We start from the raw sequence: 11,643 nt of genomic DNA, 5'->3' as shown, positions 1-11,643 counted from the left end.
CTTCTCTTCTATCATTCAATAAAAAGAAAGGCCTGTTCATCCAATGAACAAACCTTTATGCTGCCTCTTTTTTGTTTACTTTTTGTATAAGTGGATATGATTTTTTCATTTTCATTGCAATAACAGCTGCAACTAATGCTTTTATTAAGTCACCAGGAATGTATACTAAAGCCGAAATTGCAGCCTCCCCTATGTTTAAATTGGATACATGAGCATAATAAGAAACACCTAGCAAATAAACAACGAAAATACCACCTACTATATTAAATAAAAAGATTTTTAAAGTTGTAAGACTGTTCCAAAATTTTTCTACTAAAAGACCAACGATAAATGCTCCTATAATATAACCTATAATATAGCCTCCACTCGGCCCGACAATTACGCCAAATCCGCCACGTCCTCCGGAAAGTATTGGTGCCCCAATTGCTACCAGAAGTACAAATATGAGTAAACTCATACATCCACGTCGTGCTCCAAGGATGGCACCGGCAAGCATCACTCCTAGTGATTGTGAAGTAATCGGAACAGGTGTAAATGGTAGAACAATAGGCGGCAAAAGTCCCAAAGCAGCTACAATAGCTGTCAATAATGATACATACATCATATCTTTTAGTTTCATTTTCCAAACCCCATATTCAAAATTTTCATTAGTTATACTATATATGAAGCAACAAAATAATGTCAACCTAATTTTAAACACAGTTGACTATTTGTTAACTTTTGGGGTGATTTTTGAAAACTATTTAATTGGACTGTAGACGATCTTTCAATCTACTTTGCCGCCTTTTTCTTTCCTATCTTCTTCTCTATTCTTTTTTCTTGCTGCCAGTTTCCGCGAAAAGGCATTTCTAATTCCATCCACACGGAGCTCTAAAATTGGCTGGGTCATGACATATACAATATTGCTGGATAAAAATAATGTGACAACGATGGCAAATAGCAATAATAAGTAATAAGATCCTGTTTCTTTAATAAAAGAAATAAGTTCTGTTTCCCGAAAATAGCGGATGATAAATCCGTGCAGCAAGTAAATATATAATGTTCTCGCTCCCCATTTTGTAAAAAAATATTCCTTCTTTGGTACAAATGCCAAAAAGCTGAAAATCATCACCATGCTCATACCATAATACAATAGACGTATAAAGGCGCCTTCCCATCCTGCACCAAGTTTTTCATAAGATTTTGAACCGTACATCCATTCTTTTGGCATTTCTACTAGAACAAAATGAATAACAAGAATCATTGCCGCTAAAACAACCGCTGATATGATTTTGCCTTTGTTGGACGTCAATTTAAGAAAATGTTCTTTTTTCATATAAAACCCTAGCAAAAATATTGGAAAAAACACGAGCGTTCTTGAAATGCTTAACACATTACCAATTGCATCGACATAACCGGCAATAAGACCAATGAGAAGGGCAATAAATAAACTATATTTAATTTTTGTAAAAACAAATAAAAGTAAGTGCCAACAGTACAAACTCAATAAAAACCATAATGACCATTGTGGCTTAAGAATCGGAATGACAAGCTCACTTTTGTCGAGCAACACATAATAGTAAAAAGAGTAAATAACTTGAAATAATAAATAAGGCACTAAAATTTTTTTAGTAATTTTTAACACATAGCCCGGCTTTTGAAATCCTTTTGAAAAATAACCTGATATTAAAATAAAAGCAGGCATATGAAACAAATAAATAAAAATATAAATTTCTTCAATGGTTTTCTTTCCAATAAAAGAAGTAATAAAATGTCCGAAAACAACTAAAAAAATGAGTATAAATTTCGCATTATCATAATAATATTCCCGGTTTTTCATATTAATAGGAACCCTCCACAAAAGAACCGCTATCATTAGTATATATTTCCATTTAGAAATCGCAATGGTTTTTCTTTATAGTTTATAGGGTTCCCATTCTTTCGTTTTCATTGTATAAACCTTTTTCACCCATTTATTAAAGTCGCTCATCATTCCAAAAATTGACCATAAAATGTTGTTCAGAATCATGGGCTTTCAATTCATAGCCTTCAGCTTGTAAAAATTCAATAATTGCCGGTAAAATTTCGGCAGTTTCTTTTCGATCATGAAATAAAATAACTGGTGTTATATTTTTTTCGTTCAACTTTTTCACTTGTTTCTTAACAGTATTCAATATTTCTTCTTTCGTAAATCGCCAATCATTACTGTCAACATTCCAGTCCCATACTTGAAAATGGTGTTCTGCTAATACATTTCGAAACGGAGCGGTTAAATAAGGTTTGCTTCCATATGGAACGCGGATTAAACGACTATCGACCCCAGTGATCGTATATAAAGTATCACGCGTTTTTTGCATTTCCTCTAGCAAGCTTTTAGGGTTTTTATACACTATATTTTTCTGATGAGTAACGCTATGAGAACCGATCGCATGGTTTTCCGCTATCATTCGCTTAACTTCCTCTTGGTAGTTCCAAATTTTCGGTTCAATCATAAAAAACGTTGCTTGAACATGATAATTTTGCAAAATATCTAGAATTTGCGATGTACTTGCCGTTGGACCATCGTCAAAAGTCAAATAAGCGGTTTTTCCCTTTTTCTCTAAGGTTTTGTTTACCTGCCATTTTTGTTTTTCTATTTCAATTTGCTCTTTATATTGGCTTAAAAGCTCTTCATATGAATATTGCAAATCGTTATATCGTTCTATCAATCTTACAAGTGGAATATCCTCATAAAAATCAACTTGTAATTGAAAAAATTCAGCCACAAGCCTTAACGGCACGTATGTCCGATTGTCCACCATCTTGATTGGAAGAAATTTTCTCTCCATTCCTTCTGATTCATAAGTATTTTCAAATACATGAATCGTCAACACTTGACCATCTTTATGAACTCTAACTGCATGTTCATTTTGATCGTACATAACATCTGCTCCTAATATTGTGGATAGAGAGCGAAGAGGTACATAAGTTAAACCTTCTAGAACAAAAGGATGATCATCGGAAAAAGCAATAAGTTCATCATTAACAACGATAAAAATCAACTGCGAATTGGAAAAAGAAGCAGCTTTGACAGCTGTGTATAATGGGTTAAACAATAAGAGAAATGAACATAGGATGAAAAAATAAGTGGCTATATTGCGGACTGAGAACATTATTAACCCTACTTTCATGACTATAATAGGTTGCTATATAACTATTTTACTAGAATTCACCCAAAAAGAACAAAAATTGCTGCTATCTAGAAAAATAAATGGGGCTGCCAACCTACGTGGCAACCCCATTATTATACTCATAGAACTTATTCAATCCACTTAACGACATCATCAAACGGTCTGCGTGTTTTTGGATTTGGGTCTTTAACACGGTATCCAAAAGCCGCCATCACGGATAAGGCAAAGCGGCCGCCTTCCAATAGTCCTTCTTCTTCCAATAATTGATTCATTTTCTCTATATTAAAACCTTCAATCGGGCAAGAATCAATGCCAATTAATGCTGCTGCAGTCATCATATTCCCAAGTGCTATGTACGTTTGTTTAGAAGCCCAATCAAACAATGCACGATCCTTCCCTAGCAAATCTAGTTTGTCTGTAGATTCATCGGACAACAACTTAAAATCCGATTTTTGAAATTCTTCCAATCTGCTTAAGTATTTTTCCATATGCTCATCCGGCATCTGTTTAAAAGTTTTAAAATGATTCCTTAAATAGTCAGAATCGTACTTCGTATCGACTTTTGTACGAGCTAAAAATAAAACGAAGTGACTTGCTTCCGGAAGTTTACCATACGCACCCCATGCAGTATTTTTAATTTTTTCACGTAGTTCAGCATTTTGAACAACAACAAAACGCCAAGGTTCAGTCCCAAAAGAACTTGGAGATAACCGGCCCGTTTCTAAGATAAAGCGAAAATCTTCGTCAGAAATTTTCTTGTTTGGGTCAAACTCTTTCGTTGCATGTCTAAAATGAAATGCTTGAAGTACTAGGTCTTTTAATTTGCTTTTTTCATCCATCTTTCTTCACCCCTATTCATTTTTTTCGCCTAACAATTTACATTGGATATTTCTTCTATATTTTCCATTATAACTGATTTACTATCTTACTTTTAATATACAAAAGAAAACATTTCTTTTATGGTAAAATAAAGGCGAAAAAAAGGAAGGAAGGGTGCCGGATGCTAAAAAAATTTACCATCTATACGAAGACGCGCGATCAAATTATTGATATTACGCCACTCGTTCAACAATTTGTGACTGAACAAAATATCCAAGATGGAGCAGCCATCGTCTATTGCCCACATACAACCGCAGGAATTACAATCAATGAAAATGCTGATCCAGATGTAAAAATTGATATGCTGCGCAGGCTTGATGAGGTTTATCCTTGGGACCATGAACTTGACCGCCATATCGAAGGAAATACTGCTGCTCATTTGAAGGCAACAACTGTTGGGGTGTCACAGCATATCATCATTAGTGAGGGGCGGTTATTATTAGGTACATGGCAAGGCATTTATTTTTGCGAATTCGACGGACCGAGGACAAGAAATTTTTTTGTTAAGATTTTATAATGGTTTCCTTTATTCTAATATTCCTAGCAATAAGTATTCCCTTTCTGTAATTCCTCCAGTGGTCGGCAATTGATGGGCTGCTTGGAGGGATTTTACTGCTCTTTCAGTTTCTTTATCAAAAATGCCATGAACTTCCCCATGGTAATAATTCATTAATTTTAGACGCTGTTGCACTAACAATACTAAATTTCCTTTTGATCCAAGCGACAAATTTTTAAATTCTCCTTTGCCAAATCCTGTAATGGGCCCATCGATCTCGACGACAACTCCTTCATCGACTAAGTCATATAATTCTTCCACATCTTTATTCAACATGCGAATGCAGCCGCTGCTTACATTTTTGCCAATAAGCCACGGCTTATTTGTACCGTGGATCCCATAAGTTCCCCATGGAACGTCTAATCCAAGCCAACGGGTTCCAAAGCCTCCTCCCCAGTCTTTTGATTTTTCAGTAATGGTAAAAGTACCAATCGGGGTTGGCAATTCTTCAGTTCCTGGTGCTATTTTATACGTCTTGATAATTTCTTCTCCTTTTAATAAAAAAAGCTGTTGTGTCCAAAGATCAACTTTAATGCGCATTTCCTCTTTAGTTTCTTCTTGGGCTGCTACTGAAATTGAAAAGGGTATAAAAAAGTAAAGAAATAAAAAAAAACTGCAGATGGTTGTCCTCTTTTTATATGTCATGTTACGAAAACTCCTTCAATAACGTTTGTCCTTCGATATACCATCGATCGATCAAACTATCCCTTCTGATTAGAAAAGGGATGACCTTTTTTGTCTTTCCTTTCTTTTTGCTGTGGAACTCCACTTTTACTGGAATTTCAATGGCTAATAAATCCTGAAAGGCTTTATTAGTTAAATTGGGCACCTTAATTAAGCTAATATAAGAAATATCTTTGATCATTTTTTTCCGAAGCTTTGATTGATAGGTATTTTTTGCAATGGTCTCCTTTAATAAAAAATGATCATGATTATTGACCGCAACAGCAAAAATATTTATCAAAGCTAGTGGATCAGTTTTTTCCAAATAATTATCAAATTTTCCTGCAGCTTTTAAGATCATCATTTGATGGGCCAAATCCATTTTGTCTCTTTTATGGGTTGTACTTTCCCAAAAATGAACACAAAAATGGCCAGGAAAACCGTTTCTTAATGCTCCAGCCCCATGTGGCATTCCATGCATCGAAGCAGCTATTATTTGATCATCTTTAAGAATGAGAATTGCTCTTCTATTCCAACTCCATTTATTGTTATATATTTTTTTCATGACCTTTGTATCTTTAAAAGATAGCGGCTGTACATCTGCATGATGGTTCCCCGCTCGTCTTTGCACTTTAAATGAAAGCCCAGTTTCCACATCAATAATTGTAAAAACTGAAAACTTAGGCAATATTTCATCTACTTGATCCCATGGTAATAGTTCTATTTTGAAACTAATGGGGGAGTTTTCGTCCTCAAATTGATCTCCCTTTATTCCGTTGGCAAAAGCATAAGTTGGTACAATCATTGGTACAATAAGAAACAAAATACAACAATATATAGTCCATAAATTCTGTTTCATATGCTTTCCTCCCACCATATAGTTTCTTCGGAGGAAAAACAAATCATGTAGACAATTAGTGGAAATGGGCATTTTCTACAGCTTTAATGGCATCGTTTAAGATTTGAACTATTTTTCGTATTTGTTTTTTGTTTATAATTAATGGTGGGGCAAGGACAATTACATCTTGCCCGTCTAATGTGACTGCACGGCAAATAAGCCCTCGGCTAGCAGCTTCTTTGAAAACGAGTGGAGAGAATAGAACATTTTTCTGTTTATGTTCATCTTTAAAGTCGAGTGCAGCCATTAACCCGAGGCCTCGAACTGCTTTGACGATTTTTCGCTCTTTTTTCAATTTGTTTAAGCCTTCCAACAACTCCTCTCCACGGATTCGAGCATTTTTAACAAGACCTTCTTTTTCAATCATTTCAATATTTTTCAAAGCAACAGCACAAGCAGTTGGATGGCCGCTATACGTATAACCATGCAATAATGGTCCTTTGGAAAGTTCAATCAATTCATGATGAAGCTCTTCTGAAATCATCACTCCTCCAAGTTGGGCATATCCGCTTGTAATTCCTTTGGCAAAACACATCATATCCGGTGCAACCCCGTAATGTTCGATCCCGAACCATTTGCCCGTTCGACCAAACCCTGTAATAACTTCATCGGTAATAAATAAAATCTCATATTTTGTACAAATTTCTCTAATTTCTTTGAAATAGTTTTCCGGAGCAACATGAACGCCTCCAGCTCCTTGAACAGGCTCGCTAATAAACGCAGCAATTGTTTCCGGGCCTTCCGCTTCAATAAACCGCTCTAAAGCAGTGGTATCAAATTGATTAACGAAATAAAAATCAGGTGCCAATGATTTCGTAAATGCCCGGAACTCTTTCAGACCAGTTGCACTTGTTGCCCCAATTGAAACACCATGATAAGATTTCTTCCTTGAAATAATTTTTTTCTTAAAGGGCTTCCCTTTTAAAAGCCAATAATGGCGGGCAAGCTTATAAGCGGTCTCATTCGCTTCAGAACCACCGGAAGTAAAAAAAGTGGCAGTAAGTGGATGCGGTGTCAGCTCAGCAAGTTTTTTAGCCAAGTAGATGGCCGGTTCATGGCTAAAAGTTGCAAAACAAGAGCTATAGGCGAGTTTCTCCATTTGTTTTCGTGCGGCTTTCGCAAGTTTTTTGCGGCCATGACCGACATTGACGTTCCAAAGGGAAGACATGCCATCAATAAGTTTTTTTCCGTTTACATCTTCAAGATATATTCCTTTTCCTTTTTTAAAAATAAACGCTGGACCAAATTGCTGTTGATCACTAATGGCCGAAGTCGGATGCAGAAAATGTTTTTTGTCCATTTCAATCAATTGTTCGATATCCACCTTGTTTTTCGCCATCGGAAAACCACCTCTAGGTTATCTTTCAATCATGTTTATAGTCGTCAGCTTTAGACCAGGATCGTTCGTTTTTACTCATCAAGTCCACACCAATCGATGATTGTAAAAGCAATAATTTCCGCTGCTTCAAAAACTTTTTCAATTTCGATATATTCATTTGGATGATGCGCTTTTTCCGTCACACCAGGGCCAAAAACAACCGTCGGTGTAGCTCCGACTTTTGTTAAAAGTCCTCCATCTGTTCCCCAAGGGGCTGCTTCAACGATCGGAACTTCACCAATGACTTTTTGATAATTTGCAATTAAATCTTTCATGATATCATGATCTGTTTCGATAGCTCCTGGCACCCAACGTGCTCCAAACCATTCAATCGAAACTGGTTGTTCTGCAAAATATGGATCAACATCTTTTAAAGCAAGAAGCCAATTTTCCATTTCACTTTTCGCCTCATCTATTGTTTCATCCGGGGATACTCCGAACCGTCCTTCTAGTTTTACATAATCAGGCACAGAAGAAGGCCAATTACCGCCTTCAATAGTCCCTACATTAATAGGAATTGGAATTGGCACTTTTTCGTAAAGCGGGTCTGATATTCTTTCATTTCTGATTTGCTCTAGCTTCCGAAGATGTTTAATGACAATCATCGCTTTTTCAATGGCACTTACCCCTTCATAGCGTGTACCGCCATGGGCCGAACGCCCTTTTACATGAATGCGGAACCACATCGACCCTTGTTGTTTCGGAAAAATCTTCATATTGGTTGGTTCTGGGATAATGGCCGCATCTGCTTTGTAGCCACGCAAAATAGCCGACAATGTGCCTGAACCGCCGCTTTCTTCCTCTATCACACTTTGGAAAATAACATCCCCTTTTAGCTTAATGCTAAGCGATTGAAGGGCTGCTAACGCCAACAGAAGCGACACATTTCCTCCCTTCATGTCTGTTGCACCACGACCGTAAAGTTTTCCGTCAACAACTTTGCCGCTATAAGGATGATGTTCCCATTGCTCAACATCTCCAGCTGGAACGACGTCGATATGGCCATTTAAAATAAGAGAGCGGCCACCTCCAGTTCCTTTTTTAATACCGACAACGTTCGGACTTCCTTTAAACTCTGTTCGGGGGGATACAAAATAAGGATGATTCAGAAACTCTTCACCGCCCTGCTCCCATACATCAACATCAAGCCCCAAGTCATGCAGTGTTTCGATAACGATCTTCTGCGCAGCTTTTTCATTTCCTTGAGTGCTGTCTGCTTTTACTAATTCAACAAGAAGGTGCACGCCTTGATCGCGATTATTTTTTAACCATTCATGAATTTGATTTTTTACAGTAGATTGGACATCCATTTGCCAACCCTCCAAATCACTTTTCATGTCCCAGCTATACAGGCTTCCATAATAAGCATTTAAATTCTTTTAATTGATCCGTAATGTAAACATCGTCAATGATGTTCTTCCAACAAAAGTATTTAAATCACCTTAAGTTGGTCCGATATTCTTAAAGGTGCAGCTGTATTGGCAATCACATCTTCCGCTGTATAGGGCGCCATCACTTCTTTCAATAAAAGACCTTCATCTGTAACTTCAATAACAGCCATGTCGGTAATAATTAGACTGACGCACGCTTTTGCCGTTAATGGCAATGTACATGTTTTCAAAATTTTCGGCTGGCTATTTTTATTGCAGTGATTCATTAACACAATGACTTTTTTTGCTTTATTGGCAAGGTCCATCGCACCGCCAACTCCGGGCACACGTTTTCCTGGTACGATCCAGTTGGCCAAGTCTCCTTTTTCACTTACTTCCAACGCACCTAGGATGGAAAGGTCTACGTAACCGGCTCGGATCATGCCAAAGGCAGTCGCACTGTCGAAATATGAAGCACCGGGAACAACCGTTACCGGAAAACCACCGGCATTGCAAAGCGTTGGATTTTCCATTCCTTTTTCCGGTGATTTGCCAATTCCTAAAATTCCATTTTCCGCATGAAACATTACATCCATATTCTCTGGAAGATGATCAGCAACAAGCGATGGGATGCCAATGCCTAAATTCACAATCATGCCATCCTTTATTTCTTGGGCAGCCCGTTTGGCAATCCGATGCCTTATGTTTACTCCCATGCCCATCGCCAATCAACCCCTTCACTTTGGACGATCATATTAATAAAAATGCCAGGCGTTATAATTTCTTCCGGATTCAATTCCCCTACTTCAACAATTTCTTCCACTTCCGCAATTGTGCATTTTCCGGCCATCGCTACGAGCGGATTCGTATTTCTTGCACTCGTTTCATAAATTAAATTGCCAAACCGATCTGCTTTTTTAGCGTAAACAATTGAAATATCTGCACTTAGCGCGGTTTCAACTAAATATTGCTTACCGTTAATTAAAATCTTTTGTTTTCCATCTTCTACCATGCTATCTAAACCAATGTCGGTTAAGATGCCACCAAGACCAACGCCCCCTGCCCGAATCCGTTCAACCAAGGTTCCTTGTGGGGAAAACTCAACTTCCATTTTTCCTTCCATCATCAATTGACCGGCAATTGGATTTGAACCGATATGCGATACAATCATTTTTTTAGCTAACCCTCGGCTGACAACACGACCGATGCCTATATCAGGGAAACCTGCGTCATTTCCAATTAACGTTAAATTTTTCACGCCTTTACGAACAATTCCATTAATAATGGTCGGCGGGGAGCCCACTCCACCGAATCCTCCAAACATCAACGTACACCCATCATTGATGACATCAAGCGCTTCTTCCAAACTGACAACCTTATTCATGTAAGGCATCTCTCCTCAAGAAATCAATCCTATTGTTTCTTCTAAAAGATCAACAAGGACATCTATTTCTTGTTTTGTAATGATAAATGGCGGCGCAATAATAATCGCATCACCCTGTACGCCTTCTTTCCCTGCTTGTGCCGGATAGACGAGCAATCCTTTATCCCTTGCGATATCTACAATTTTTTTCGTGATCGATGCTTCTGGTGGAAAAGGTTGTTTTGTTTTTTTATCAGCAACAAATTCAAGACCGATCATCAATCCTTTCCCGCGCACATCACCGATCGTTGAATTTTTTGCTGCTAATGCTTGCAATTTTTGCATTAAATAAGCACCATTTTCTCTTACTTTTTCAATCAATCTATTTTTTTCAATAAAATGAACGACAGCAAACGCAACTGCTGCTGATTGTGGATTGGCACTTAATGTATGGCCGCTCATGATCGAATTAGAACCGTTTAATATCGGCTCCATCACTTTTTCACTGGCTAATGCAGCAGCGATTGGCGTATAGCCAGCACTCAGACCTTTTCCGAGGGCAATAATGTCTGCTTTTACACCCCAATGATCCAGCCCTAATATTTCTCCCGTTCTGCCAAGTCCTGTCATAACCTCATCAGCAATGAACAAAATATTGAATCGATCACAAATTTCTCTAATTCTCTCGTAGTATCCAGGCGGCGGAACAATGACTCCACCCGCCGCCCCAACAATCGGCTCAGCGATAAACGCAGCAACTTGATTGTCACCGATCCGTTCAATCACCGTTTCTAAATCATTGGCACAAAACAATTGACAGTCCGGATGCTTTTGGCGGAAAGGACATCGATAACAATAAGGAGGTGCAACAAGCGGCCAATCTTCCAATAGAGGAACGAAACGCTCACGCCGTTTAACGTGCCCGGACAAAGATAATGCTCCAATCGTGATCCCATGATAACTAATCCGCCGAGAAAGGATGATATTTTTACGATAGTTCCCTTGTTCTTGCCAATGTTGAATGGCAATTTTCAAGGCCGTTTCAATGGCTTCCGAACCGCTGTTTACGAAAAATGACCAATAATCGCTAGCCCCTCCAATTAATTCGTTTAGTTTTATAGCTAATTGTTCGGCTGGTTCTGATGTAAATTGGGACCGGTAAACGAACGAAACTTTTTTAGCTTGGTCGTGCATCGCTTCGATAATTTCCTTATTTGCATGACCGATGCTTGCTGTGACTGCACCAGAGCACCCATCCATATATTTTTTTCCGGTTTTATCAAATAGATAGATGCCATCCCCATGCGTTACTGTTGGGTATTGCTCATTCATCATCGGTTTAATCAATAAAGAGCGCACCATGTTTCTACCATCACCTCACTTTATC

At 38.0% G+C, this 11,643-nt stretch carries 12 protein-coding genes; 1 reads left to right on the top strand and 11 read right to left on the bottom strand.

The window, feature by feature from the left end; genetic code table 11:
* Positions 1–55: 55 nt before the first annotated feature.
* From HR057_RS11760 to HR057_RS11745, 4 genes are all read right to left on the bottom strand, one after another.
* Positions 56–619: a biotin transporter BioY gene (locus HR057_RS11760; RefSeq protein ID WP_173731638.1), complete on the bottom strand. Its 564-nt coding sequence runs from the start codon at positions 617–619 to the stop codon at positions 56–58.
* A 147-nt stretch (positions 620–766) separates the two neighbouring features.
* Positions 767–1,819, bottom strand: coding sequence for an acyltransferase family protein (locus HR057_RS11755; protein WP_173731637.1), 1,053 nt, complete (start codon positions 1,817–1,819; stop codon positions 767–769).
* A gap of 136 nt (positions 1,820–1,955) precedes the next feature.
* Positions 1,956–3,131, bottom strand: a complete 1,176-nt coding sequence (locus tag HR057_RS11750) for a polysaccharide deacetylase family protein (RefSeq protein WP_173731636.1) — start codon at positions 3,129–3,131, stop codon at positions 1,956–1,958.
* A gap of 146 nt (positions 3,132–3,277) precedes the next feature.
* The gene (locus tag HR057_RS11745; protein WP_173731635.1) at positions 3,278–3,988 is read right to left on the bottom strand and encodes an NAD(P)H-dependent oxidoreductase; all 711 of its coding nucleotides are present in this window, start codon (positions 3,986–3,988) and stop codon (positions 3,278–3,280) included.
* 161 nt (positions 3,989–4,149) lie between these two features.
* Here HR057_RS11745 and HR057_RS11740 point away from each other — a divergent pair, with 161 nt between their 5' ends.
* A complete protein-coding gene (locus HR057_RS11740; RefSeq protein ID WP_173731634.1) occupies positions 4,150–4,545 on the top strand; it encodes a secondary thiamine-phosphate synthase enzyme YjbQ in 396 nt (131 codons plus the stop codon).
* Between the two features lie 9 nt (positions 4,546–4,554).
* On the opposite strand, the gene HR057_RS11735 is transcribed toward HR057_RS11740, so the two are convergent.
* The 7 genes from HR057_RS11735 to HR057_RS11705 all read right to left on the bottom strand — a co-directional run bounded on the left by HR057_RS11735 (position 4,555) and on the right by HR057_RS11705 (position 11,618).
* Positions 4,555–5,229: a L,D-transpeptidase family protein gene (locus tag HR057_RS11735; protein WP_173731633.1), complete on the bottom strand. Its 675-nt coding sequence runs from the start codon at positions 5,227–5,229 to the stop codon at positions 4,555–4,557.
* Between the two features lies 1 nt (position 5,230).
* Complete coding sequence (locus tag HR057_RS11730; protein ID WP_173731632.1) at positions 5,231–6,106, bottom strand: hypothetical protein; 876 nt, start codon at positions 6,104–6,106, stop codon at positions 5,231–5,233.
* Between the two features lie 55 nt (positions 6,107–6,161).
* Positions 6,162–7,484 carry an aminotransferase family protein gene (locus HR057_RS11725; protein ID WP_173731631.1) on the bottom strand — a complete coding sequence of 441 codons (1,323 nt, stop codon included), beginning with the start codon at positions 7,482–7,484 and terminating at the stop codon, positions 6,162–6,164.
* Positions 7,485–7,555: 71 nt separating this feature from the next.
* Entirely contained in the window at positions 7,556–8,833 is a 1,278-nt protein-coding gene (locus HR057_RS11720; protein WP_173731630.1) for a peptidase, read from the bottom strand.
* Between the two features lie 122 nt (positions 8,834–8,955).
* Positions 8,956–9,615, bottom strand: a complete 660-nt coding sequence (locus HR057_RS11715) for a 3-oxoacid CoA-transferase subunit B (RefSeq protein WP_173731629.1) — start codon at positions 9,613–9,615, stop codon at positions 8,956–8,958.
* On the bottom strand, positions 9,600–10,277 hold the full coding sequence (locus HR057_RS11710; protein WP_329955878.1) for a CoA transferase subunit A: 678 nt from the start codon (positions 10,275–10,277) through the stop codon (positions 9,600–9,602). The genes HR057_RS11715 and HR057_RS11710 overlap by 16 nt, the downstream gene beginning before the upstream one ends.
* 15 nt (positions 10,278–10,292) lie before the next feature.
* The gene (locus tag HR057_RS11705) at positions 10,293–11,618 is read right to left on the bottom strand and encodes an aspartate aminotransferase family protein (protein ID WP_173731627.1); all 1,326 of its coding nucleotides are present in this window, start codon (positions 11,616–11,618) and stop codon (positions 10,293–10,295) included.
* Between the last annotated feature and the right edge of the window lie 25 nt (positions 11,619–11,643).

This window comes from Calidifontibacillus erzurumensis, assembly GCF_013303125.1.
Lineage (GTDB): Bacteria > Bacillota > Bacilli > Bacillales > Bacillaceae_J > Calidifontibacillus > Calidifontibacillus erzurumensis.
The sequence above is the reverse complement of the archived record's forward strand: the minus strand, read 5'-3'. Positions and strand labels throughout refer to the sequence as shown.

Excerpts from the sequence above, each read along its gene's own strand:
- HR057_RS11755 (WP_173731637.1), bottom strand. The coding sequence starts at position 1,819 with ATGAAAAACCGGGAATATTATTATGATAATGCGAAATTTATACTCATT.
- HR057_RS11705 (WP_173731627.1), bottom strand. The coding sequence starts at position 11,618 with ATGGTGCGCTCTTTATTGATTAAACCGATGATGAATGAGCAATACCCA.
- HR057_RS11730 (WP_173731632.1), bottom strand. The coding sequence starts at position 6,106 with ATGAAACAGAATTTATGGACTATATATTGTTGTATTTTGTTTCTTATT.
- HR057_RS11715 (WP_173731629.1), bottom strand. The coding sequence starts at position 9,615 with ATGGGCATGGGAGTAAACATAAGGCATCGGATTGCCAAACGGGCTGCC.
- HR057_RS11735 (WP_173731633.1), bottom strand. The coding sequence starts at position 5,229 with ATGACATATAAAAAGAGGACAACCATCTGCAGTTTTTTTTTATTTCTT.
- HR057_RS11710 (WP_329955878.1), bottom strand. The coding sequence starts at position 10,277 with ATGAATAAGGTTGTCAGTTTGGAAGAAGCGCTTGATGTCATCAATGAT.
- HR057_RS11740 (WP_173731634.1), top strand. The coding sequence starts at position 4,150 with ATGCTAAAAAAATTTACCATCTATACGAAGACGCGCGATCAAATTATT.
- HR057_RS11725 (WP_173731631.1), bottom strand. The coding sequence starts at position 7,484 with ATGGCGAAAAACAAGGTGGATATCGAACAATTGATTGAAATGGACAAA.
- HR057_RS11760 (WP_173731638.1), bottom strand. The coding sequence starts at position 619 with ATGAAACTAAAAGATATGATGTATGTATCATTATTGACAGCTATTGTA.
- HR057_RS11720 (WP_173731630.1), bottom strand. The coding sequence starts at position 8,833 with ATGGATGTCCAATCTACTGTAAAAAATCAAATTCATGAATGGTTAAAA.
- HR057_RS11750 (WP_173731636.1), bottom strand. The coding sequence starts at position 3,131 with ATGTTCTCAGTCCGCAATATAGCCACTTATTTTTTCATCCTATGTTCA.
- HR057_RS11745 (WP_173731635.1), bottom strand. The coding sequence starts at position 3,988 with ATGGATGAAAAAAGCAAATTAAAAGACCTAGTACTTCAAGCATTTCAT.